Origin of the sequence: Streptomyces composti (assembly GCF_012034205.1) — a bacterium.
Classification (GTDB): domain Bacteria; phylum Actinomycetota; class Actinomycetes; order Streptomycetales; family Streptomycetaceae; genus Streptomyces; species Streptomyces composti.
In genome coordinates this window covers 1-23145 of record NZ_JAATEM010000038.1, presented here as the reverse complement: position 1 = coordinate 23145, position 23145 = coordinate 1, and the positions used below count along the sequence as shown (strand labels likewise).

Here is a 23145-nt window from a genome sequence, read left to right as displayed (position 1 = left end):
CTCTATGAGCACTCTTGAGCCCGAGCGCGGGACTGGTACGGGGACCCTCGTCGAGCCGACGCCGCAGACCTCGCACGGCGACGGTGACCACGAGCGCTTCGCCCACTACGTCCAGAAGGACAAGATCATGGCGAGCGCCCTCGACGGCACGCCCGTCGTGGCGCTGTGCGGCAAGGTCTGGGTGCCCGGCCGCGATCCGAAGAAGTACCCCGTCTGCCCCATGTGCAAGGAGATCTACGACTCCATGGGTTCCGGGGACGACAACGGCAAGGGCGGCAAGGGCGACAAATAGCCGCCGGGCCGGACAGACCTTCTCGAGGCCCCCGAGGGTGCGCTGACGCGCGCCCTCGGGGGCCTTCGTGCTGTCCGGCGCTGTCCGCCCGCCCGGGCCTCTCGCGCCGCCCCCTCTCCTGAGGTCTCTCGCGACGGCCGCGCGTTGCACAGGATGCGTCGGCCGGTCACAGAGTGGTTGAGACCTCTGGTCCACCTCTTGTGGCGTGGTTCACGCGTCCCTAGCCTCCGAGGTGTTGTGCACAGCGAAACCATCATTGCGCATGTTGCAACGCATCGGAGGAGCACTCCATGAAGCTGTCCGTCCGCCTCGTCGCGCTCGCGGCCCTCGTCGCCACCGCCGCCTGCGCCCCCCAGACCTCAGGCGACACCTCCTCCGGCAAGGACGAGAAGTCCGGGACGCTGCGCGTCTGGCTCTTCCAGGAGGTCAACAACAAGCCCAAGGAGCAGGTCGTCGACTCCGTCGTGGCCGAGTTCGAGAAGGCGCACAAGGGCACCGAGGTCACCGTCGAGTACATCCCGGTCGAGACCCGCGCCCAGCGCATCAAGGCCGCCTTCAACGACCCCAAGTCCGCACCCGACCTCATCGAGTACGGCAACACCGACACCGCCGGCTATGTGAAGGACGGGGGACTGGCCGACATCACCGAGGAGTTCGGCGCCTGGGACGAGGCGAAGGACACCGACCCGACCGCCAGACAGTCGGTCACCGTCGGCGGCAAGGTCTACGGCGCGCCCTACTTCGTCGGCGTGCGCGCCCTGTACTACCGCACGGACGTGTTCAAGGAACTGGACCTGAAGGTGCCCCGCACCCAGGCCGAGCTGATCTCCACGGCGAAGAAGATCCGGGCCGAGAAGCCGGAGCTGTACGGGCTCGCCGTCGGCGGCGCCTACACCTACGGAGCGATGCCCTTCATCTGGGCGCACGGCGGCGAACTCGCCGAGGCCGAGAGCGGTTCGTACGCTTCCGCGATCGACAGCCCGGCCGCCCGCAAGGGGATCGAGGCGTACACCTCGCTCTTCGGCGACGACAACTGCCCGGCCGCCAAGTGTGCCGGCATGGGCGGCAACGACACGGTGACCGCGTTCGCCTCCGGCAAGGCCGCCATGGCCATCGGCGGCGACTTCAGCCACGCGGCCGTGGAGGCGGGCAAGGTCAAGGGCAAGTACGCGGTGGTACCGCTGCCCGGCGTGAAGGCCGGGTCGATCGCCCCCGCGTTCGCGGGCGGGAACAACCTCGGGGTGCTGAAGTCCACCTCGCACCGCACGCTCGCCGTCGACCTGATGAAGCGGCTGGCCTCCAAGAAGACCCAGGGCGAGCTGTTCGAGGCGATGGGCTTCCTGCCGACGTTCTCCGATGTGCGCGAGCAGGCGGCCGCCAAGGAGCCGTTCGTGAAGCCGTTCGTCCAGACCCTCGAGGCGGGGACGAAGTTCGTGCCGGCCTCCCCGGCCTGGGGGCAGATCGACTCCTCGCTGGTGCTGCCGACGATGTTCCAGGAGATCGTCAGCGGCAAGAAGAGCGTGGCCGAGGCCTCCGGTGACGCGGCGAAGAAGATGGACGCGGCGTTCGGGTCGGCCGGATGAGCGCACCCGTGAAGTCCGAGCCGCTCGGGCGGGCGCGGGTGCCGGTGCCCAGCGGTGCCCCGCGCACCTCCCCGCGCCGTGTGCGGCGGCGCAGCGCGGGGCCCTGGCTCTATCTCGCGCCCGCCCTCGTCGTCCTCGGCGGGCTGCTCGCCTACCCGATCTATCAGCTCGGCCTGATCTCGCTGTTCCACTACACCCAGGCGCAGGTCAGCGGCGGGGAACCGACCAGCTTCCAGGGGCTGGGCAACTACCGGAGGCTCTTCGCCGACCCGCAGTTCTGGCAGGTGCTGTCCGCGACCGTGGTGTTCGCCGCCGCCTGTGTGGTGAGCACCCTGGTGGTGGGGTGCGCGCTGGCCGTCCTGCTCACCCGGGTGCGGGCGCTGCCCCGGCTGGCGCTGATGCTGGCCGCGCTCGGCGCCTGGGCCACACCCGCCATCACCGGCTCCACCGTGTGGCTGTTCCTCTTCGACCCGGACTTCGGCCCCGTCAACCGGGTGCTCGGCCTCGGCGACCACTCGTGGACCTACGGGCGGTTCAGCGCGTTCTTCCTGGTGCTGCTCGAAGTGGTGTGGTGCTCCTTCCCGTTCGTGATGGTCACCGTCTACGCCGGCATCCGGGCGGTGCCGTCGGAGGTGCTGGAGGCGGCCGCGCTCGACGGGGCCTCCCAGTGGCGGATCTGGAGGTCGGTGCTGGCGCCGATGCTGCGGCCGATCCTGGTGGTGGTCACCATCCAGTCGGTGATCTGGGACTTCAAGGTCTTCACCCAGATCTATGTGATGACCAACGGTGGCGGTATCGCCGGCCAGAACCTGGTGCTCAACGTCTACGCCTACCAGCAGGCGTTCGCGTCCTCGCAGTACAGCCTGGGCGCGGCGATCGGCGTGGTGATGCTGCTGATCCTGCTCGCCGTGACGCTGGTCTATCTGCGGCTGCTGCGCCGCCAGGGGGAGGAACTGTGAATCTTCCGCGTGCGCGGGTGCGCCGTCCGTGGCGGCTGGCGGCGGAGGCCTCGGCGCTGGTGATCGCCGCGGTGGTGGCCTTCCCGCTCTACTGGATGGTGCTCGGCGCCTTCAAACCGGCTGGGGAGATCGAGTCGACCGAGCCGCGGCCGTGGACGCTGTCGCCCACCCTGGACTCCTTCCGGCGGGTGTTCGGACAGCAGGAATTCGGCCGCTACTTCCTCAACAGCGTCGTGGTGGCGGTGGCCGTGGTGATCGCCTCCGCGCTGATCGCCTTTCTCGCCGCGACCGCCGTGACGCGTTTCCGGTTCCGGATGCGCACCACCTTGCTGATCATGTTTCTGGTGGCGCAGATGGTGCCCGTGGAGGCACTGACCATCCCGCTGTTCTTCGTGATGCGGGATCTCGGGCAGCTGAACACGCTGTGGTCGCTGATCCTGCCGCACATCGCCTTCTCACTGCCCTTCGCGATCTGGATGCTGCGCGGGTTCGTGAAGGCCGTTCCCACGGCGCTGGAGGAGGCCGCCTGCATCGACGGGGCGAGCCGGGCCCGGTTTCTCTGGCAGATTCTCTTCCCCCTCGTCCTGCCGGGGCTGGTCGCCACGAGCGTGTTCTCCTTCATCTCCACCTGGAACGACTTCCTGTTCGCCAAGTCGTTCATCATCAGTGACATCTCGCAGTCGACCCTGCCGATGGCCCTGCTGGTCTTCTACAAGCCGGACGAGCCCGACTGGGGCGGAGTGATGGCGGCGTCGACGGTGATGACCATTCCGGTGCTCGTCTTCTTCGTACTCGTACAGCGGCGGCTGGTCTCCGGACTCGGCGGCGCGGTAAAGGACTGATGTGACCTCACCGACTTCCCAGGCACGCCCGGGTTCCCCCCTGGAACTCCTCCCCGCCCCCCGTGTCGTCGTCCCTTCCCGCGGCGAGGTGCGGCTGACCGAGCACTCGCGTCTTCACGCGGGCCCCGGTGCCGAGGCCGTCGGCCGCTGGCTGACGGGTGCGCTCCGCCAGGCCACCGGACTGCCGCTGCCGGAGCACCGGGAGGCCGCCGGCGCGGCGGGCGACGGCATCGCCCTCAGGCTCGACGCGGCGCTCGCCGGCGAGGAGTACCGCCTCGTCAGCGGCCCGCACGGGGTGCTGATCGAGGGCGGCACCGCGGCCGGGGTCTTCCGCGGTGCCCAGACGCTGCGCCAGCTCCTCGGCCCCGACGCCTTCCGCAGGGCGCCGCTGCGCAGCGACCGCGCCTGGACCGTGCCGCACGTCAGGATCGAGGACGCGCCCCGCTTCCGCTGGCGCGGTCTGATGCTCGACGTGGCCCGGCATTTCCTGCCGAAGGACGGGGTGCTGCGCCAGCTCGATCTGATGGCCGCCCACAAACTCAATGTGCTGCATCTGCATCTGACGGACGACCAGGGCTGGCGCATCGAGATCCGGCGCCACCCGAGGCTCACCGAGGTCGGTTCCTGGCGTGCCCGGACGAAAATCGGACACCGTGCCTCACCGCTGTGGGACGAACGGCCGCACGGCGGCTACTACACCCAGGACGACATCCGGGAGATCGTCGCCTACGCCGCCGAACGGCATATCGAGGTGGTCCCCGAGATCGACGTACCCGGGCACTCGCAGGCGGCCATCGCGGCATATCCGGAACTCGGCAACACCGATGTCGTCGACACCGCCTCCCTCGGTGTCTGGGACACCTGGGGCGTCAATCCGAACGTCCTCGCCCCCACCGACCACACCCTGCGGTTCTACGAGGGCGTGTTCGAGGAAGTGCTGGAGCTGTTCCCCTCCGAGTTCATTCATGTCGGCGGGGACGAATGCCCCAAGGACCAGTGGCGGCGGTCCCCGGCCGCACAGGCCCGTGTCCGGGAACTCGGACTCGCCGGTGAGGACGGACTCCAGGCGTGGTTCATCGGCCACTTCGGCGAGTGGCTCGCCGCGCGCGGACGCCGGCTCATCGGCTGGGACGAGATCCTCGAAGGCGGACTCGCCCAAGGCGCCGCGGTGTCGTCCTGGCGCGGATACCGGGGCGGGATCGCCGCCGCGCGTGCCGGGCACGACGTGGTGATGTGCCCCGAGCAGCAGGTGTATCTGGACCACCGTCAGGACGCGGGCCCCGGCGAGCCCGTGCCCATCGGGTACGTGCGCACCCTGGAGGACGTCTACCGGTTCGAACCGGTTCCACCGGAGCTGACGCCCGAGGAGGCCCGGCATGTGCTGGGCACCCAGGCCAATGTGTGGACGGAGGTGATGGAGGACCAGCAGCGCGTCGACTACCAGGTCTTTCCCCGGCTCGCCGCCTTCGCGGAGGTCGCCTGGAGCAGCCTGCCCGCCCCCGAGGACCGGGACTTCGCCGGCTTCGAGCAGCGGATGACCGCCCACTACCGGCGGCTCGACGCCCTGGGCGTCGCCTACCGCCCGCCCACCGGACCCCGGCCCTGGCAGCGGCGGCCCGGCGTGCTCGGCCGCCCCCTCGACGGGCCGCCGCCCCTGCGCTAGGCGGCCCTCGCGGTGGGCACTCCCCGACCGGTGACGTAACCCTGCACATCACCGAAGAGTCTCAATTCGGACACTCTTCGCGATGCGGTGACCTCTGGCCGGAATGCTCCCATGTGTGGGACGAGACGGGCGAACGCCTCCTAGCGGACCCCTGTCTTCGGCGCTTGCCAAGATGTGCCAGAGTTGCCACGTCCGCCCTGTCAGCACGTACCGTACGGCAACACAGGCGGGTCCAGGCGACACCAGGTGGGAAGCGGGAAGGGGCAGCCGGCTTTGAGCACGCACGCACCGCAGGCGGCGCAGGCCGTCACCCTGCCCACGACTCTGGACGAGGCCGTGGCGGCGCTCGCGGCCATGCCCGCCGCCGTACCCGTCGCGGGCGGCACCGATCTGATGGCCGCCGTCAACTCGGGGCAGCTCAGGCCCGCCGCCCTGGTCGGCCTCAACAAGATCAGCGAGATCCGCGGCTGGCAGTACCTCGACGGGCATGCGCTGCTCGGCGCCGGACTCACCCACGCCCGGATGGGCCGCCCCGACTTCGCCGCCCTCATCCCCGCGCTCGCCGCCGCCGCCCGCGCCGCGGGCCCGCCGCACATCCGCAACGCGGGCACCCTCGGCGGCAACATCGCCTCCGCCGCGCCCACCGGCGACGCGCTGCCGGTGCTGGCCGCCCTGGAGGCCACCCTGATCATCGCGGGCCCGGGCGGCGCCCGCCGCGAGATCCCCGTGTCGCACCTGCTGGCCGGGGTGGAGATGCTGCGCGCCGGTGAACTCATCGGCTTCGTGCGCGTACCGCTGCTGCACGCACCCCAGGTCTTCCTCAAGGCCACCGGCCGCACCGGACCAGGGCGCGCGGTCGCGTCCGTCGCCCTCGTCCTCGACCCGGCCCGGCGCGGGGTGCGCTGCGCGGTGGGCGCCATCGCCCCCATGCCGCTGCGCCCCCTGGAGGCCGAGCAGTGGGTGGCCCAGCTGATCGACTGGGACAACAACCGCGCCATCGTGCCGGAGGCGCTGAACGCGTTCGGCGAGTACGTCGCCGCGGCCTGCATCCCGGACGCCGCCCCCGGCGAGGACGGCACGGTCCCGCCGCTGCCGCCCGCCGTACTGCACCTGCGGCGCACCGTCGCCGCGCTGGCCCGACGAGCACTGGGGAGGGCGCTGTCGTGACCGACGACCAGCACGGAGACCGGCACCGCGAGGGCGCGCCCGGCAGCGGCGGCCGCTGGGACCCGCTGCCGCAGGGCGACTACGACGACGGTGCGACGGCCTTCGTGCAGCTTCCCGAGGGCGGCATCGACGCCATGCTGTCCGGTGCCGACAGCCCGCTCGCCGCGCCGGGTCACGGCTATGTGCCGCCGCCGATAACGGTCGCCCCCGCCACCACCGCGGGCACCGACCCGGCGGCCACCGGCACCTGGTCCGTGCCGGGTGCGGGCGCCCCCGTGGACGGCGCCCGGTGGAACAACCCCGGCGCGCAGAACAGCGGCCAGACGGACCAGGGCGGCCAGGGCGGTGCGTCCGGCGCGTCCGGCCAAGGCGGCCAGGACGGGTACGGCTACGACCCCGGGGCCACCGGCCAGTGGTCCTACGGCGACCCGAACACCCCCGAGAGCAGCCCTGAGGGGGGCGCACCCGGCCAGGACGCGTCCGGGCCGTGGTCCATCCCCGTGGCGAACGACATCCCCGACGAATCGGGCGAGTTCACCCGGTCCTCGCTGGTCGAGCAGTGGGGCGGCAACCCGCCGGCCATTCTCCCGGGCGGCGCCCCCGCGCCCTGGGCCAACACCCAGTCCATCGGCCGCCCCTGGGGCCCCGGCGTGCCCGGAGTCCCGCAGGACGACCACGACACGCCCCGCGACCGCGGCCCCGAGCACCCCGGCGCGGCCCGGCAGGGCGAGGACCAGCGGCACCCCGCCGGCGGCCACACCCACGCGGAGGCGCCGCCCGCGCAGGACGGCACCGGCCGCGGACACGACGGCCACCCCGCGCAGGGCGCGCCCGACGGCCAGGGCGGCCTGCCGGACGACCGGGCGCAGGACGGGAACGCCGAGACCCAGCAGCTCCGGGCGCTGCGGCAGCACAGCGCCGGGTCCTATCCCGCGCCCTCCGGCGAGCCGCACTGGCGGCCGGGAGAGCGCCAGGAGCCGGGCGCCGAGGCCGCCGGCCGCGGCGCGTCCCGCGAGCACCCGCAGAACGACGCCCGCCCCGGCGACGGACCCGGTGAGCCCGGCGTGTCCGACGAGCCCGCCCACCAGGGGCGCGAGCAGGACGCCGGGCAGGACGACCGCCCGCAGGCACGGAACGAGGAGGGCGACCGCCCCGCCGACGGCGAGGAGACGGACGCCGCCGCCCCCGAGGGCCGGCCCTCCCACGAGCAGGTCGCCGACGCCGGCTCCCGCCCGCAGGACAAGGACGGCACCGGGGGCGAGTCCCCCTCCGACGACGGCGCCCCGTCCGCGCAGGACCAGCTCCCCGCGCCCGTCTACGACGACCACCCCCTCGCCTCCTACGTGCTGCGCGTCAACGGCACCGACCGCCCCGTCGCCGACGCCTGGATCGGCGAGTCGCTGCTCTATGTGCTGCGCGAGCGGCTCGGTCTCGCGGGCGCCAAGGACGGCTGCTCGCAGGGCGAGTGCGGCGCCTGCAACGTGCAGGTCGACGGGCGTCTTGTCGCCTCCTGCCTGGTCCCCGCGGTCACCGCGGCCGGCAGCGAGGTCCGCACCGTGGAGGGGCTCGCCCAGGACGGGCAGCTCTCCGACGTGCAGCGGGCGCTCGCCCGGTGCGGTGCGGTGCAGTGCGGCTTCTGCGTGCCGGGCATGGCGATGACCGTGCACGACCTGCTCGAGGGCAACCCGGCGCCGACCGACCTGGAGACCCGCCAGGCGCTCTGCGGCAACCTGTGCCGCTGCTCCGGTTACCGGGGCGTGGTGGACGCCGTGAAGCAGGTCGTCGCCGAGCGCGAGGCCCTCGCCGCGTCCACCGCACCCGAGACCGAGACGCCGGCCGAGGCGGACGAGCCCCGTATCCCGCACCAGGCGGGCCCCGGCGCCGGCGGCGTCGACCCGTCGGCGTTCCAGCCCTCGAACGACCAGCCCTACGGCCAGGACGGAGGCCAGGCGTGAGCAACGAAGCAGCCACCGCGCGGGCCGCCGAGGCACTGACCGAGCCGGAGACCATCCCGCACGGGCTCGGCGCCTCCGTGCCGCCCGCCGACGCCCGCGCGAAGACGGAGGGCACCTTCCCGTACGCCGCCGACCTGTGGGCCGAGGGCCTGCTGTGGGCGGCCGTGCTGCGCTCGCCCCACCCGCACGCGCGCATCCTGTCCATCGACACCAGCCACGCGCGCACCATGCCCGGGGTGCGGGCCGTCGTCACCCACGAGGACGTGCCCGGCGAGCCGGTCCACGGCCGCGGCAAGGCCGACCGCCCGGTCTTCGCCTCCGAGATCGTGCGCCACCACGGCGAGCCCATCGCCGCCGTCGCCGCCGACCACCCGGACACCGCCCGGATGGCCGCCGCCGCCGTGATCGTCGAGTACGAGGTGCTCGACCCGGTCACCGACCCCGAGCAGGCCTTCGAGGCCGAGCCGCTGCACCCCGACGGCAACCTGATCCGGCACATCCCGCTGCGGCACGGCGACCCCGACGTGGTCGGCGACGTCGTGGTGGAGGGCGCGTACCGCATCGGCCGCCAGGACCCCGCCCCCATCGGCGCCGAGGCCGGGCTCGCCGTGCCGCGACCCGACGGCGGCGTGGAGCTGTATCTGGCGTCCACCGACCCGCACGCCGACCGGGACACCGCCGCCGCCTGCTACGGCCTGGAACCCGAACGCGTCAAGGTCGTCGTCACCGGCGTCCCCGGAGCCACCGCCGACCGCGAGGACCGCAGCTTCCAGCTCCCGCTCGGGCTGCTGGCGATGAAGACCGGCTGCCCGGTGAAGCTCGCCGCCTCCCGTGAGGAGTCCTTCCTCGGCCACACGCACCGGCACCCCACCCTGCTGCGCTACCGGCACCACGCCGACAGCGAGGGCAAGCTGGTCAAGGTCGAGGCGCAGATCCTGCTGGACGCCGGCGCCTACGCCGACACCTCCTCCGACGCGCTGGCCGCCGCGGTCGCCTTCGCCTGCGGCCCGTACGTGGTGCCGAACGCCTTCATCGAGGGCTGGGCCGTGCGCACCAACAACCCGCCCAGCGGCCATGTGCGCGGCGAGGGCGCGATGCAGGTGTGCGCCGCGCACGAGGCGCAGATGGACAAGCTCGCCAAGAAGCTCGGCATCGACCCGGCCGAGCTGCGGCTGCGCAACGCCATGGCCACCGGCGACGTGCTGCCCACCGGCCAGACGGTGACCTGCCCCGCCCCGGTGGCGGAGCTGCTGCAGGCGGTGCGCGACCATCCGCTGCCGCCGCTGCCCAAGGACACCCCCGAGGAGGAGTGGCTGCTGCCCGGCGGCCCCGAGGGCGCGGGCGAACCGGGCGCGGTGCGCCGCGGCGTGGGCTACGGCCTGGGCATGGTGCACATGCTGGGCGCGGAGGGCGCCGACGAGGTGGCCACCGCCACGGTGAAGGTGCAGGGCGGCGTGGCGACCGTGCTGTGCGCGGCCGTCGAGACCGGCCAGGGCTTCTCCACGCTGGCCCGGCAGATCGTCCAGGAGACGCTCGGCGTCGAGGAGGTGCACGTCGCGCCGGTGGACACCGACCAGCCGCCGGCCGGCGCGGGCTGCCGGGGCCGGCACACCTGGGTGTCGGGCGGTGCGGTGGAACGCGCGGCGAAGATGGTCCGCACCCAGCTGCTCCAGCCGCTCGCCCACAAGTTCGGCATGTCCGCGGAACTGCTGCAGATCACCGACGGCAAGATCACCTCGTACGACGGTGTGCTGTCCACGACCGTCGCCGAGGCGCTGGACGGCAAGGAGCTGTGGGCCACCGCCCAGTGCCGCCCCCACCCCACGGAGCCGCTGGACGAGACCGGCCAGGGCGATGCCTTCGTCGGCATGTCCTTCTGCGCCGTCCGCGCCGTCGTCGACGTCGACATCGAGCTGGGCTCGGTACGGGTGGTGGAACTGGCGGTCGCCCAGGACGTGGGCCGGGTGCTCAACCCGGCGCAGCTGGCCGCGCGGATCGAGGCGGGCGTGACCCAGGGCGTGGGCGTGGCCCTCACCGAGAACCTGCGCACCCCGCGCGGTGTGATCCGCCACCCCGACCTGACCGGCTACGCCCTCCCCACGGCCCTGGACGCCCCCGACATCCACATCGTGAAGCTGGTGGAGGAGCGGGACGTGGTGGCCCCCTTCGGCGCCAAGGCGGTCAGCGCGGTCCCCGTGGTGACCTCCCCGGCGGCCATCGCCTCCGCGGTACGCGCCGCCACCGGCCGCCCGGTCAACCGCCTCCCCATCCGCCCGCAGGCGGCGGTCGTCACCAACCCCTGACCCGGTGCCGGGGTTTCCCGGAGCGGGGGCAACGTCCCTGCCCCCTCGTGCGTCTGATGTGGTGCAGGCACTTGTCAGTGGCGGCGCGTAAGGTGCGGAACGCCGGTGACGGCAGCCGGGCACACGCACACGGGGGGCTCATGACGACGACGGGAACGACGGGCATCGCCGCCCGGACGACACGCACCGGCACGGCCTTCTCGCTCGCCCTGGCGCGGGAGTTCGGCCGCGGCGGGGTCTACCGCTTCGAGGAGCTCGACTTCCCCGCCACGCTGACCCACGAGCCGACCCGCCGCTTCCTGAGCGAGACGGGCCTGCCCGAGGACGGCGGCGTCTTCACCCTGGACACCGAACTCCCGCTGCGCACCCTCACGGAGTACTACGCCTACGCCTGGGACTTCGGGGACGGCTGCCTGCCGCAGACCCTGCCCGCCCACTCGGACCGCCTCATACGCCTCGGCTCCCTGTTCGACGGCAACAGCCTCCTGGTGCACGGCACCACGGGCGAGGTCCTGCACTGGAACGACTGGACCAGCACCCTCCGCCCGCTCAACGCCGACGTGGCGACCCTCGCCTTCGCCCTGTGGCTCCTCCACCGCAGGACGACCCCCGGCGCGGTGGCCGGCATCGAACCGGCGTAGCGCGCCCTCTTCGCCGAGGTCGTCGAGCGCTACGGGAGCACCTTCCGGGCCTTCACGGGCCGGGCCCTGAACGAGGAGAGCGACCCGCGCGCGGCCTTCGCGAGAATGCCGGACGAGGCAGCCGTCGCCTGCACCGACCCCGACCACCCGGCGGGCTGCCTGATCGTCGGCGCGGCCACCGACTGCTCCCCGCAGACCGCCGACATCGAGGAGACCCTGCGCGCCCGCAGAACGGCCGACGTCCGCCTGTTCGAGACCCGGCTGGAAGAGGCGGTGGCCCGCGGCCCGCTCCCCGGGGACACCGGCACCCGGTCCCTGGCGGTCTGCTTCGCCGCCGTCGTCCAGGGCATGTCCCAGCAGGCCCGCGACGGCGCCACCGAGGACCGGCTCCGCCGCACGGCCGAGTACGCGACGGCGGCCTGGCCCGCCCCCTCCGCCTGAGACGCGGCCGGGCATCCGCCACGACGGCGCAGGGGGCGGCACCCGCTGGAGTGCCGCCCCCTGTCCGCCCGCTCGGGCCGCAAGAAGCCGTGGCGGGAATCGAACCCGCGTAACTCGCTTTGCAGGCGAGCCCCTCAGCCACTCGGGCACACGGCCTTGGTCGGTGCATCGACCGTAGGGGCCCGGTGCCGGCCGGCTCAAGGGACGCGGGCGGGCTGCAACGGGACTGCCATGTGCTGTTCATGAAAGGGGCTCGGGGCGTAGGGCCAAGGGCGTAGCGGGGGACCGACTCCCGACAGGGGTCTCGGGGGTGCTTGGCCCTTACCCTGGCGGGCATGAGTGCCCTCGAACCGCGTGACACCGATGTCGCCGCCGACGCCCTGGCCATGGAGCCGAAGGACACCGTGCTGAGCCGGTCGTACCGTGCGCTGAGCATCGGCATCGTGTCCGTCGTGCTGCTGATCGCCTTCGAGGCGACCGCCGTCGGCACGGCGATGCCGGTGGCGGCGCGGGAGCTGGACGGCGTCTCGCTGTACGCCTTCGCCTTCTCGGCGTTCTTCACCACCAGCCTGTTCGGCATGGTGCTCTCCGGCCAGTGGTCGGACCGCAGCGGGCCGCTCGGTCCGCTGACCGCCGGGATATCCGCCTTCGCGGCCGGGCTGCTGCTGGCCGGGACGGCGGTGTCGATGTGGCCGTTCATCCTCGGCAGGGCCGTGCAGGGGCTGGGCGGCGGGCTGGTGATCGTCGCGCTGTACGTCGTGGTCGGCCGGGCGTATCCGGAGCGGCTGCGGCCGGCGATCATGGCGGCGTTCGCGGCGAGCTGGGTGGTGCCCTCCATCGTCGGCCCGCTGGCCTCCGGGGCGGTGACCGAGCACATCGGCTGGCGCTGGGTGTTCCTCGGCATCCCGGTTCTGGTGCTGCTTCCGCTGGCGCTGGCGCTGCCGCAGATACGCCGGAAGACCGCGGGGCCGGTCGGCGGCGAGCCGGGGGAGAGCGGGGTGGAGCGGGCCTCGTTCGACCGCCGGAGGATCAAGCTGGCGCTGGGGATCTCGGTGGGCGCCGGGCTGCTGCAGTACGCGGCGCAGGATCTGCGCTGGTTCTCGCTGCTGCCGGGCGCCGCAGGACTGGCGCTGCTGGTGCCGGCCGCGCTGGGCCTGCTGCCGCGCGGCACCTACCGGGCCGCCCGCGGCCTGCCCTCGGTGGTGCTGCTGCGCGGTCTGGCCGCGGGCTCCTTCATCTCCGCGGAGTCCTTCGTGCCGCTGATGCTGGTCACCCAGCGGGGGCTGAGCCCGACCCTGGCCGGCTTCTCGCTCGCGGCGGGCGGTGTGACCTGGGCGCTGGGCTCCTGGGTGCAGTCACGGCCCCGGCTCGAGGCGTACCGGGAACGGCTCACCACGTTCGGGATGCTGCTGGTGGCCGCCGGTATCGCCGCCGCTCCCAGTGTGCTCGTCCAGGAGGTGCCCGCGTGGACGGTGGCCGTCGCCTGGGCGTTCGGCTGCTTCGGGATGGGGCTGGTGATCTCCTCCAGCAGCGTGCTGCTGCTCAAGCTCTCCCCGCCCGAGGAGGCCGGCACCAACTCCGCCGCCCTGCAGATCTCGGACGGCCTGTCCAACACCCTGCTCCTCGCGGCGGGCGGGGCCGCCTTCGCCGCGCTCGGCGGCGGTGCGGTCAGCCATGCGGCCACCCAGGCCGGCGCGGTCTCCGGCTCCCGTCCGGCCGCGTTCGCCGCCGTGTTCCTGCCGATGGCCGCGGTGGCCCTCGTCGGAGTGTGGGTGACCACGAGGCTGCGGGTCCGGTGAGCCGCCGGCCGGAGTCCGGGCAGCAGAACGGCGAGACTCCAGAGGGCGGCCTCGTACTGCTGTGATGTCGGTCCCACCCGCGAGGGGTGCGGTGGCGTCCGCGCATGAACGGCGGCGGGCCGCCGGTAGGGTGGCCCGGTTGTCATACGTAGCCGCTCGACCCCCACGGAGACCGTGACTACCACCGCCGGCACCCCGTCGCACTCGCACCACCTGTCACCCGCCTTCCCCGGGCGGGCCCCCTGGGGAACCGCCAGCAAGCTGCGTGCCTGGCAGCAGGCCGCCATGGACAAGTACATCCAGGAGCAGCCGCGTGACTTCCTGGCCGTGGCGACCCCCGGCGCCGGTAAGACGACGTTCGCCCTGACGCTGGCCTCCTGGCTGCTGCACCACCACGTGGTGCAGCAGGTGACGGTGGTCGCACCGACCGAGCATCTGAAGAAGCAGTGGGCCGAGGCGGCCGCGCGCATAGGGATCCGCCTGGACCCCGAGTACAGCGCAGGACCGCTGAGCAAGGAGTACCACGGCGTCGCCGTCACCTACGCCGGTGTCGGCGTCCGCCCCATGCTGCACCGCAACCGCGTCGAGCAGCGCAAGACCCTCGTCATCCTCGACGAGATCCATCACGCCGGTGACACCAAGTCCTGGGGCGAGGCCTGCCTGGAGGCGTTCGAGCCGGCCACCCGGCGGCTCGCGCTGACCGGTACGCCGTTCCGCTCGGACACCAACCCCATCCCCTTCGTCACCTACGAGGAGGGCGACGACGGCATCCGGCGGTCCGCCGCCGACTACACCTACGGATACGGCTCCGCCCTCGCGGACGGTGTCGTGCGCCCGGTCATCTTCCTGAGCTACAGCGGCAACATGCGCTGGCGCACCAAGGCCGGCGACGAGATCGAGGCCCGCCTCGGCGAGCCGATGACCAAGGACGCCGTCAGCCAGGCCTGGCGGACCGCGCTCGACCCGCGCGGCGAGTGGATGCCGGCCGTGCTGCGCGCCGCCGACCAGCGCCTGACCGAGGTCCGCAAGTCGGTCCCCGACGCGGGTGCCCTGGTGATCGCCTCCGACCAGGAGGCGGCCCGCGCCTACGCCAAGCTCATCCGGGACATCACCGGCCACAAGGCGACGCTGGTGCTCTCCGACGACGCCGGCGCGTCCAGGCGGATCGACGAGTTCAGCGCCGGCGACGACCGCTGGATGGTCGCCGTCCGCATGGTGTCCGAGGGCGTCGACGTGCCTCGCCTCGCGGTCGGCGTGTACGCCACGACGATCTCCACCCCGTTGTTCTTCGCGCAGGCCGTCGGCCGTTTCGTACGGTCCCGGCGGCGCGGCGAGACCGCGTCCGTGTTCCTGCCGACCATCCCCGACCTGCTCTCCTTCGCCAACGAGATGGAGCGCGAGCGCGACCATGTGCTCGACAAGCCCAGGAAGGGCGGCGAGGAGGACCCGTACGCCGAGTCCGAGAAGGAGATGGAGGAGGCGAACAAGCAGCAGGACGAGGACACCGGCGAGCAGGAGATGCTGCCGTTCGAGGCGCTGCAGTCCGATGCCGTCTTCGACCGGGTCATGTACAACGGGGCCGAGTTCGGCATGCAGGCCCACCCCGGCAGCGAGGAGGAACAGGATTATCTGGGCATCCCGGGCCTTCTGGAGCCGGATCAGGTGCAGTTGCTGCTGCAGAAGCGGCAGGCCCGGCAGATCGCGCACAGCCGCAAGAAGCCGGCCGAGGAGGCCGACCTGCTCGAACTGCCCGCCGAGCGGCGGCCGGTGGTCTCCCACAAGGAGATGATGGAGCTGCGCCGCAAGCTCAACAGCCTCGTCGGCGCCTACGTCCACCAGAGCGGAAAGCCGCACGGAGTCATCCACACCGAGCTGCGCCGGGTCTGCGGCGGGCCGCCCGCCGCCGAGGCCACGGCGGGGCAGCTGAGGCAGCGGATCGCCAAGGTGCAGGAGTGGGCCACGCGCATGCGGTGACGGGGACTTATGTGGTCAAAGTTCGCTCAATGCTGAACTTCCATGACCGGATTCTGGACGGAGCCTTCCGCTGGCCGAACAGGCTCGCTACTGTCCCGCTACGCACACGCCCCGTGGCAGCGTCGCCGCGGAGCGCAGCCGTGAAGCGACTGTGCCCGGAAACGACCGGGCCGCCGGCCGATCGGCGGCCTCTGTAGCGCGTCTCCGACCGGGACTCGGCGACGCAACGACAGCGAGGAGGTCGCCGACCTCACCACTAAGGAGTGGGCGTCGTGACCGCGGAGACCTCTCAGACGCTCGACAGGGGACTGCGTGTCCTCAAGCTGCTGGCCGACACCGACCATGGGCTGACCGTCACCGAGCTTTCCCAGAAGCTGGGCGTGAACCGGACCGTTGTGTACCGGTTGCTCGCCACGCTGGAGCAGCATGCCCTCGTACGTCGTGATCTGGGCGGGCGGGCCCGGGTGGGGCTGGGGGTGCTGCGGCTGGGGCGGCTGGTGCATCCGCTGGTGCGGGAGGCGGCGATGCCGGCGCTGCGGTCGCTGGCGGAGGACATCGGGGCGACCGCGCATCTGACGCTGGTGGACGGTGCGGAGGCGCTGGCGGTCGCCGTGGTGGAGCCGTCGTGGACGGACTATCACGTGGCGTACCGGGCGGGGTTCCGGCACCCGCTGGACCGGGGAGCGGCGGGCAAGGCGATACTCGCGGCCCGGCAGCAGCCGAACGGGGATCCCGGGTACACGCTGACGCACGGAGAGCTGGAAGCGGGGGCGTGCGGGGCCGCGGCGCCGTTGCTGGGGGTGACGGGGGTCGAGGGGAGCGTCGGCGTGGTGATGCTGGCGGAGGCCGTGCCGGAGCGGGTCGGCCCCCGGGTCGTGGAAGCGGCGCGGGAGGTCGCGGAGGCGTTGCGCTGATCCGCGCCTGCCACCGCGTCGGCAGGGACACGACCGGGTGCGCGGCGGCTCGGGGGAGAGCGGTCGGCCGCCCCGGCCGGTTGCCGGCGGGCGCACGTTAGATTGACTGCGTGCTCTCTCGTCTCTCGCGTCCCCGGGCGATCGCCGTGTGCGGCGCCCCCGTCGTCGCCCTCCTGGCCACCGCCGCCTTCGCCCCGCTGCCCTTCTCCGTCGCCCAGCCCGGCATGACGGCCGATGTGCTCGGTGAGAACAAGGGGACGCAGGTGATCACCATCTCCGGGGCGCCCGTGCGCAGGACCAGCGGGCAGCTGCGGATGACGACGATCGAGGCGACCTCCCCGGACACCCGCGTCACCCTGCCCCAGGTGATCGACAGCTGGTTCCGCACCGACCAGGCGGTGATGCCGCGCGACTCCGTCTACCCGACCGGGGACACCACGCGGGAGATCCAGCAGTACAACCGCGCGCAGATGAAGAAGTCGCAGGACGCGGCGACCGCGGCCGCGCTGAACTACCTGAAGCTGGAGGACGAGGACATCGACGTCAAGCTGGAGCTGGCCGACGTCGGCGGCCCCAGCGCCGGGCTGCTGTTCTCGCTCGGCATCGTCGACAAGCTCGAGGGCAACGGCGACGGCGGCGATCTCACCGGCGGCCGGGTCGTCGCCGGCACCGGCACCATCGACGCCCGCGGCAAGGTCGGCGCCGTGGGCGGTGTGCCGCTCAAGACCCAGGCCGCCCGCCGGGACGGCGCCACCGTCTTCCTGGTGCCCGAGGCGGAGTGCGCCGAGGCGAAGGCCGAGCTGCCCGAGGGCCTGCGGCTGGTCCCGGTCACCACCCTCAAGGGCGCCGTCGACGCGCTGGTCGCGCTGGACAAGGGCACGGGCAAGGTCCCCAGCTGCTGAGCGGACAGGAACCCCCCGCAGCGGCTACCCCTCCTTCACGAACCCCTTCTCGACCATCCAGTCCAGGGCCACCTGGTGCGGGTCCTCGCCCTCCACGTCCACCTTGGCGTTGAGGTCCTGCGCCACCGTGTTGTTCAGGGCCGCCGTCACCGGTGCCAGCACCTCGGCGATGGCCGGCCACTTCTTCAGCGTCTCGCTGTGGATGGTCGGCGCCGCGTTGTAGTTCGGGAAGAACTTCTTGTCGTCCTCCATCACCACCAGGTTCATCGACTTGATCCGCCCGTCGGTGGTGAAGACCTCGCCGTAGGTGCAGGCGCCCTTGGCGGTCTGGGTGTAGATGATCCCGGTGTCCATCTGGGTGACGTTCCGCGTGGGGATGTCCATGCCGTACGCCTTCTCCATGCCGGGCAGCCCGTCCGCGCGGTTGGCGAACTCGCCCTCCACGCACAGCGTGACCGCGCCCGGGTCCCGCCTGGACAGCTCGGCCACCTCCGAGAGGGTGCGGGTGCGGTACTTCTTGTAGTTGGACTGGTTCATCGCGAGGGCGTAGGTGTTGTTCAGCTCGGACGGCTCCAGCCAGGTCACCCCGTTCTTCCGGTCGGCGTCGCGCACCGCCAGCCACTGCTCGCGCGGGTCGGGGATGGGCTCGGAGTTGCCCTGGTAGGTGATCCAGGCGGTGCCGGTGTACTCGTAGCCGGCGTCCGCCTCCCCCTTGACCACCGCCTCCCGGGAGCCGACCGAGCCCTGGATGCCGGTGCGGTCGACGACCTCGGCACCGGCCGCCTGGAAGGCGATGCCCATGATCGCGCCGAGGATCAGCTGCTCGGTGAACTCCTTGGAGGTGACGGTCAGCTGCGCGCCCTCGAGCGGCTTGCCCTGTCCGATGGAGCCCGGCTCCACGTCGTCGACCATGGGGGAGCCGCTGGTGAGACCGCAGGCGGAGGCCGCCGCCAGCAGCACCGCCCCGGCGAGCAGCAGCCGGGTGCGGCCGCCCATCAGGAGCAGTGCGCGTCTCATGACTCCGCCTCCAGCCCGCGCGGCCGCATCAGCAGCTCCGCCAGTGACGCCAGCCAGTCCACGAGGAGCGCCAGCGCCACCGTGAGGATCGAGCCGATCATCAGTACCGGCATCCGCTGGCTGGTGATCCCGGTGGTGATCAGCACGCCCAGGCCGCCGCCCCCGCCGAAGGTGGCGAGCGTCGCCGTGCCCACGTTCAGCACCAGGGCGGTGCGCACCCCGGCGAGGATCAGCGGCACCGCCAGCGGCAGCTCCACCCGGGTGAGCACGCCCATCGGGGACATGCCGATGCCGCGCGCCGCCTCCAGCAGCGCCGGGTCGTTGGCCTGCAGGCCCGCGATGGTGTTGGACAGCACCGGCAGCACGGCGTAGGCGATGATGCCGATGAGCGCGGCCCGGCGGCCGATGCCCAGCCAGATCACCAGCAGCGCCAGCAGACCGATCGCCGGGGTGGCCTGGCCCATGTTGGCGAACGCCATCACCCCGGGGGTGAACCGGCGCAGCAGCGGCCGGGTCAGCAGGATGCCGAGCGGGATCGCGATGATCAGCACGAAGAAGGTGGAGATCGCGGTCAGCTCGATGTGCTGCCACAGCGCCTTGCTCACCCGCCCGTCGGACAGCGCGTTGCGGGTCAGCTGGTCCAGGTCGGCCTGCTCGAACCACAGCCAGGTCACCAGCAGCAGCACGATCAGGGCGACCGGCAGGACGGTCAGCTTCTGCCAGGTCACCCGGGGTGCCTTCGCCGCGGACCGCTGGGGCGGGGCCTCCTGTGCTTCGTCCTCCTCCGGGACGGGCGGCCCCGGCTCGCGGGAAGAGGTCCTCACGCCTTCGGCTCCCCTCCCACGCCCTCCTGCTCGGCGTGCGTGTGGGCCTGCCGCTGCTCCTGCAGCTCGTGCTGGGCCTCCAGCGCCTCCAGCCGGTCGGCCTCCATCAGCTCGTGCACGGAGTTCATCAGCGTCTCCACGTCGACGACTCCCTCGTACGCGCCGCGCCGCCCGGTGACCACCACCCGGCCGGTGTTGTCGGTGAGCACCGCCTCCAGGGCGTCCCGCAGGGTCGCGTCCCGGGTCACCGTGTCGCTGACCAGGGTGCCCGCGCGGGCCAGCGAGCCCTTGGCCCGCATCAGGTCGCCGCGCCGCAGCCACTTGTAGGGGCGGCCCCGCCGGTCGAGCAGCAGGATCTCGTTGGTGCCGCTGGAACGCAGCCGGTTGAAGATCTCCTGCAGCGGGTCGTCGAGGGTGACCGTCGGATAGTCGGTGATCTCCACGTCCCGTACGCGGGTGAGGTTGAGCCGCTTCAGGGCGGCGCCCGCGCCGACGAAGCCGGAGACGAAGTCGTCCGCCGGGTTGGTGAGGATCGCCTCCGGGGTGTCGAACTGGGCGATGTGCGAGCGTTCGCGCAGCACCGCGATCCGGTCGCCGAGCTTGATCGCCTCGTCGAAGTCGTGGGTGACGAAGACGATCGTCTTGTGCAGCTCGCGCTGCAGCCGGATCAGCTCGTCCTGCAGATGGTCGCGGGTGATCGGGTCGACCGCGCCGAACGGCTCGTCCATCAGCAGCACCGGCGGGTCCGCGGCCAGCGCCCGCGCCACGCCCACGCGCTGCTGCTGACCGCCGGAGAGCTGCCGCGGGTAGCGGTCGTGGAACTCGCCCGGGTCGAGGCCGACCAGGTCCAGCATCTCCTCCACCCGCTCGCGCACCCGGGCGGCCGGCCAGCGCAGCATCTTCGGCACCAGCGCGATGTTCTGCGCCACCGTCATGTGCGGGAAGAGACCGCTGGCCTGGATGGCGTAGCCGATGGTGCGGCGCAGCTTCACCGGGTCCATGTGCGTGACGTCCTGGCCGCCGATGCGGATACGGCCGCTGGTGGGCTCGATCAGCCGGTTGATCATCTTCAGGGTGGTGGACTTCCCGCACCCGGACGGGCCGACCAGGATCACGGTCTCACCGGCCCGGATCTCCATGTTGACGTTGTCCACGGCGGGCTGGGCGCTGTGCGGGTAGCGCTTGGTGAGGTTCTCCAGCTCGATGGTGGCGCCGGACGTGCCGTGCTCGGGCAGCGAGGCCTCGGCGGACTCGGACTCGGGAACGGATCCCTCTCGGGACGACGATTCAGGCACGGATCCCCCTCGAGACTTCTCAGGCACGGATCCCCCTCGAGATGGTCAGCCGCCCGATCAGTACGTAGGCGGCGTCGAAGAGCAGCGCGAGGATGATGATTCCGAGCGTGCCCGCGAGGACCTGGTTGAGGGCGTTCTTGCTGCCCAGCGAGGCGATCCCGCGGAAGATCAGGTTGCCCAGGCCGGGGCCGGAGGCGTAGGCGGCGATGGCGGCGATGCCCATCAGCATCTGGGTGGAGACCCGGATGCCGGTGAGGATCGGCGGCCAGGCCAGCGGCAGCTCCACCCGCATCAGCCGGGCCGCCCGGGACATGCCGATGCCGGTGGCGGCGTCCACCAGGGACGGGTCGACGCCGCGCAGGCCCACGATGGAGTTGCGCACGATCGGCAGCAGCCCGTAGAGGGTGAGCGCGATCACCGTCGGCGGCACCCCGAGCCCCACCACGGGGATCAGCAGACCGATCATGGCCAGGGACGGGATGGTCAGCAGGGTGGCGGTGGTGGTCGTGGCCAGGCTGCCCGCCCACTCGCTGCGGTAGGTGATCACTCCGATCACCACGCCCAGCGCGGTCGCCACCACCATGCACTGGAAGACCACGCTGGCGTGCTGGTAGGCGTCAATGAGCAGCTGCTGGTGCCGGCTGACCAGGTACTCCCAGAAGTTCACCCGCGCTCACCCCCAGCTCGGCCAGGAAGGTCTCGTCGTTCAGTCGTCTTTGCCGCCGAGCGCCGCCTGCTCGACCAGCGGGATGATCCGCAGCGGGACGGGGTTCTCCATGACGATCGCCGTGGAGGCTCGGACGATGCCATCAAAACCGACGACGCGGTCGATCACCCGTTGAAGATCGGCGTTCGAGCGAGCCACGAGCCGGCACAGCATGTCGCCGGTGCCGGTGGTGGTGTGCAGCTCCAGCACCTCCGGCACGGTCGCCAAGTGGGCCCGTACATCGGCTCCTTGACCCTGCCGGATCTGCAGCGTGGCGAACGCGGTGACCGGGTAGCCGAGGGCCGCCGGATCCACCTGGGGGCCGAATCCGCGGATGACTCCGTTCGACTGAAGCCGGTCCAGCCGTGCCTGCACCGTGCCGCGCGCGACCCCCAGCCGCCGGGACATCTCCAGCACCCCGATCCGCGGCTCGCGCGCCAGCAGCGTGATGATCCGGCCGTCCAGTCCGTCGATCCCCATACGCCACCCCTCCCAGCTCTGGTCATCCTGTACAGAAAGCCCGCCGCAACCGGCATTCGGCTGAGCAGATTGCCCAGTGATTCCACGAACTATTGCGCACCTTGCGAGGCTGCACCACCCTGCCCCTATGACGCAGACCACACAGCACACTCCCGAGACCACCGCCCGGCAGGACGACCCCTTCCCGGTCAAGGGAATGGACGCGGTCGTCTTCGCCGTGGGCAACGCCAAGCAGGCGGCGCACTACTACTCGACCGCCTTCGGCATGAAGCTGGTCGCCTACTCCGGACCGGAGAACGGCAGCCGCGAGACCGCCAGCTACGTCCTGGAGAGCGGCTCCGCCCGCTTCGTGTTCACCTCGGTGATCAAGCCCTCCACCGAGTGGGGCACCTTCCTCGCCGAGCACGTGGCCAAGCACGGCGACGGCGTCATCGACCTCGCCATGGAGGTGCCGGACGCGCGCGCCGCGTACGCCTACGCCGTCGAGCACGGCGCCCGCTCGGTCGCCGAGCCCTACGAGCTGAAGGACGAACACGGCACGGTCGTCCTCGCCGCGATCGCCACCTACGGCGAGACCCGCCACACCCTGGTCGACCGCAGCGGCTACGACGGCCCCTACCTGCCCGGCTTCGTCGCCGCCGAGCCGATCGTGGAGCCGCCCGCCCAGCGCTTCTTCCAGGCGATCGACCACTGCGTCGGCAACGTCGAGCTCGGCCGGATGAACGAGTGGGTCGAGTTCTACAACAAGGTGATGGGCTTCACGAACATGAAGGAGTTCGTGGGCGACGACATCGCCACCGAGTACAGCGCGCTGATGTCGAAGGTCGTGGCCGACGGCACGCTCAAGGTCAAGTTCCCGATCAACGAGCCCGCCGTCGCCAGGAAGAAGTCCCAGATCGACGAGTACCTGGAGTTCTACGGCGGGGCCGGCGTCCAGCACATCGCGCTGAACACCAACGACATCGTGCAGACGGTCCGCCAGATGCGCGCGGCCGGCGTGGAGTTCCTGGACACCCCGGACTCCTACTACGACACCCTCGGCGAGTGGGTCGGCGAGACCCGGGTGCCGGTCGACACGCTGCGCGAGCTGAAGATCCTCGCCGACCGCGACGAGGACGGCTACCTGCTGCAGATCTTCACCAAGCCGGTCCAGGACCGACCGACGGTGTTCTTCGAGCTGATCGAGCGGCACGGCTCGATGGGCTTCGGCAAGGGCAACTTCAAGGCGCTGTTCGAGGCGATCGAGCGCGAGCAGGCCAAGCGCGGCAACCTCTGACGCCGCGGTGCGCGGACGGACCTGACACCGCCACCAGCGGGCGGGGCGGGGTTCCCCCGGCGACCGCCCCCCCCCCCCCCCCCCGGTGCCCACCCCCCCCCCCCCCCCCAGT

The 23145-nt window shown here is 72.1% G+C and carries 20 protein-coding genes and 1 tRNA gene; 15 read left to right on the top strand and 6 right to left on the bottom strand.

The window, feature by feature from the left end; all coding sequences use genetic code 11:
* Positions 1 to 4: 4 nt before the first annotated feature.
* The 10 genes from HCJ93_RS25905 to HCJ93_RS25860 all read left to right on the top strand — a co-directional run bounded on the left by HCJ93_RS25905 (position 5) and on the right by HCJ93_RS25860 (position 11846).
* Positions 5 to 292 (top strand): DUF3039 domain-containing protein, encoded by a 288-nt coding sequence (locus HCJ93_RS25905; RefSeq protein WP_167998242.1) that lies wholly within the window; start codon positions 5 to 7, stop codon positions 290 to 292.
* 290 nt (positions 293 to 582) lie between these two features.
* Positions 583 to 1875: an extracellular solute-binding protein gene (locus HCJ93_RS25900; protein WP_167998241.1), complete on the top strand. Its 1293-nt coding sequence runs from the start codon at positions 583 to 585 to the stop codon at positions 1873 to 1875.
* Complete coding sequence (locus HCJ93_RS25895; RefSeq protein WP_167998240.1) at positions 1872 to 2834, top strand: carbohydrate ABC transporter permease; 963 nt, start codon at positions 1872 to 1874, stop codon at positions 2832 to 2834. Before HCJ93_RS25900 ends, HCJ93_RS25895 begins: the two co-directional genes overlap by 4 nt.
* Positions 2831 to 3676 (top strand): carbohydrate ABC transporter permease, encoded by an 846-nt coding sequence (locus tag HCJ93_RS25890; RefSeq protein ID WP_167998239.1) that lies wholly within the window; start codon positions 2831 to 2833, stop codon positions 3674 to 3676. Before HCJ93_RS25895 ends, HCJ93_RS25890 begins: the two co-directional genes overlap by 4 nt.
* 1 nt (position 3677) lies before the next feature.
* On the top strand, positions 3678 to 5339 hold the full coding sequence (locus tag HCJ93_RS25885) for a beta-N-acetylhexosaminidase (RefSeq protein ID WP_309141506.1): 1662 nt from the start codon (positions 3678 to 3680) through the stop codon (positions 5337 to 5339).
* Positions 5340 to 5612: 273 nt separating this feature from the next.
* Positions 5613 to 6506: an FAD binding domain-containing protein gene (locus tag HCJ93_RS25880; RefSeq protein ID WP_167998238.1), complete on the top strand. Its 894-nt coding sequence runs from the start codon at positions 5613 to 5615 to the stop codon at positions 6504 to 6506.
* Positions 6503 to 8461 (top strand): 2Fe-2S iron-sulfur cluster-binding protein, encoded by a 1959-nt coding sequence (locus tag HCJ93_RS25875; RefSeq protein WP_167998237.1) that lies wholly within the window; start codon positions 6503 to 6505, stop codon positions 8459 to 8461. The genes HCJ93_RS25880 and HCJ93_RS25875 overlap by 4 nt, the downstream gene beginning before the upstream one ends.
* On the top strand, positions 8458 to 10764 hold the full coding sequence (locus tag HCJ93_RS25870) for a xanthine dehydrogenase family protein molybdopterin-binding subunit (RefSeq protein WP_167998236.1): 2307 nt from the start codon (positions 8458 to 8460) through the stop codon (positions 10762 to 10764). Before HCJ93_RS25875 ends, HCJ93_RS25870 begins: the two co-directional genes overlap by 4 nt.
* Before the next feature lie 140 nt (positions 10765 to 10904).
* Positions 10905 to 11405 carry an SUKH-4 family immunity protein gene (locus HCJ93_RS25865; protein WP_309141505.1) on the top strand — a complete coding sequence of 167 codons (501 nt, stop codon included), beginning with the start codon at positions 10905 to 10907 and terminating at the stop codon, positions 11403 to 11405.
* 105 nt (positions 11406 to 11510) lie between these two features.
* Positions 11511 to 11846, top strand: a complete 336-nt coding sequence (locus HCJ93_RS25860; RefSeq protein WP_167998234.1) for a TetR family transcriptional regulator C-terminal domain-containing protein — start codon at positions 11511 to 11513, stop codon at positions 11844 to 11846.
* A gap of 84 nt (positions 11847 to 11930) precedes the next feature.
* Here HCJ93_RS25860 and HCJ93_RS25855 read toward each other — a convergent pair.
* Positions 11931 to 12002: transfer RNA gene (locus HCJ93_RS25855), tRNA-Cys, on the bottom strand.
* Positions 12003 to 12181: 179 nt separating this feature from the next.
* Between HCJ93_RS25855 and HCJ93_RS25850 the strand changes: the two genes are divergently transcribed.
* From HCJ93_RS25850 to HCJ93_RS25835, 4 genes are all read left to right on the top strand, one after another.
* The gene (locus tag HCJ93_RS25850; RefSeq protein ID WP_167998233.1) at positions 12182 to 13645 is read left to right on the top strand and encodes an MFS transporter; all 1464 of its coding nucleotides are present in this window, start codon (positions 12182 to 12184) and stop codon (positions 13643 to 13645) included.
* A gap of 174 nt (positions 13646 to 13819) precedes the next feature.
* On the top strand, positions 13820 to 15619 hold the full coding sequence (locus HCJ93_RS25845) for a DEAD/DEAH box helicase (RefSeq protein ID WP_167998232.1): 1800 nt from the start codon (positions 13820 to 13822) through the stop codon (positions 15617 to 15619).
* A 272-nt stretch (positions 15620 to 15891) separates the two neighbouring features.
* Positions 15892 to 16533 (top strand): IclR family transcriptional regulator, encoded by a 642-nt coding sequence (locus tag HCJ93_RS25840; RefSeq protein ID WP_167998231.1) that lies wholly within the window; start codon positions 15892 to 15894, stop codon positions 16531 to 16533.
* Between the two features lie 110 nt (positions 16534 to 16643).
* Positions 16644 to 17435 (top strand): S16 family serine protease, encoded by a 792-nt coding sequence (locus HCJ93_RS25835; protein WP_167998230.1) that lies wholly within the window; start codon positions 16644 to 16646, stop codon positions 17433 to 17435.
* Between the two features lie 24 nt (positions 17436 to 17459).
* On the opposite strand, the gene HCJ93_RS25830 is transcribed toward HCJ93_RS25835, so the two are convergent.
* From HCJ93_RS25830 to HCJ93_RS25810, 5 genes are all read right to left on the bottom strand, one after another.
* On the bottom strand, positions 17460 to 18452 hold the full coding sequence (locus HCJ93_RS25830) for a glycine betaine ABC transporter substrate-binding protein (RefSeq protein ID WP_240967874.1): 993 nt from the start codon (positions 18450 to 18452) through the stop codon (positions 17460 to 17462).
* Positions 18449 to 19276 (bottom strand): ABC transporter permease, encoded by an 828-nt coding sequence (locus HCJ93_RS25825; RefSeq protein ID WP_167998229.1) that lies wholly within the window; start codon positions 19274 to 19276, stop codon positions 18449 to 18451. Before HCJ93_RS25825 ends, HCJ93_RS25830 begins: the two co-directional genes overlap by 4 nt.
* A complete protein-coding gene (locus HCJ93_RS25820) occupies positions 19273 to 20511 on the bottom strand; it encodes a betaine/proline/choline family ABC transporter ATP-binding protein (RefSeq protein ID WP_206317971.1) in 1239 nt (412 codons plus the stop codon). The genes HCJ93_RS25825 and HCJ93_RS25820 overlap by 4 nt, the downstream gene beginning before the upstream one ends.
* A gap of 79 nt (positions 20512 to 20590) precedes the next feature.
* Entirely contained in the window at positions 20591 to 21238 is a 648-nt protein-coding gene (locus tag HCJ93_RS25815; RefSeq protein ID WP_167998227.1) for an ABC transporter permease, read from the bottom strand.
* Between the two features lie 39 nt (positions 21239 to 21277).
* Positions 21278 to 21757 carry an Lrp/AsnC family transcriptional regulator gene (locus HCJ93_RS25810; RefSeq protein WP_167998226.1) on the bottom strand — a complete coding sequence of 160 codons (480 nt, stop codon included), beginning with the start codon at positions 21755 to 21757 and terminating at the stop codon, positions 21278 to 21280.
* A 127-nt stretch (positions 21758 to 21884) separates the two neighbouring features.
* On the opposite strand from HCJ93_RS25810, the gene hppD reads away from it, so the two are divergent.
* A complete protein-coding gene (gene hppD, locus HCJ93_RS25805) occupies positions 21885 to 23033 on the top strand; it encodes a 4-hydroxyphenylpyruvate dioxygenase (protein ID WP_167998225.1) in 1149 nt (382 codons plus the stop codon).
* Positions 23034 to 23145: the final 112 nt, after the last annotated feature.

Bases quoted from the DNA above. Each gene is read 5' to 3' on its own strand.
- HCJ93_RS25905 (WP_167998242.1), top strand. From the start codon at position 5: ATGAGCACTCTTGAGCCCGAGCGCGGGACTGGTACGGGGACCCTCGTC.
- HCJ93_RS25900 (WP_167998241.1), top strand. From the start codon at position 583: ATGAAGCTGTCCGTCCGCCTCGTCGCGCTCGCGGCCCTCGTCGCCACC.
- HCJ93_RS25895 (WP_167998240.1), top strand. From the start codon at position 1,872: ATGAGCGCACCCGTGAAGTCCGAGCCGCTCGGGCGGGCGCGGGTGCCG.
- HCJ93_RS25865 (WP_309141505.1), top strand. From the start codon at position 10,905: ATGACGACGACGGGAACGACGGGCATCGCCGCCCGGACGACACGCACC.
- HCJ93_RS25860 (WP_167998234.1), top strand. From the start codon at position 11,511: ATGCCGGACGAGGCAGCCGTCGCCTGCACCGACCCCGACCACCCGGCG.
- HCJ93_RS25850 (WP_167998233.1), top strand. From the start codon at position 12,182: ATGAGTGCCCTCGAACCGCGTGACACCGATGTCGCCGCCGACGCCCTG.
- HCJ93_RS25830 (WP_240967874.1), bottom strand. From the start codon at position 18,452: ATGAGACGCGCACTGCTCCTGATGGGCGGCCGCACCCGGCTGCTGCTC.
- HCJ93_RS25810 (WP_167998226.1), bottom strand. From the start codon at position 21,757: ATGGGGATCGACGGACTGGACGGCCGGATCATCACGCTGCTGGCGCGC.
- hppD (WP_167998225.1), top strand. From the start codon at position 21,885: ATGACGCAGACCACACAGCACACTCCCGAGACCACCGCCCGGCAGGAC.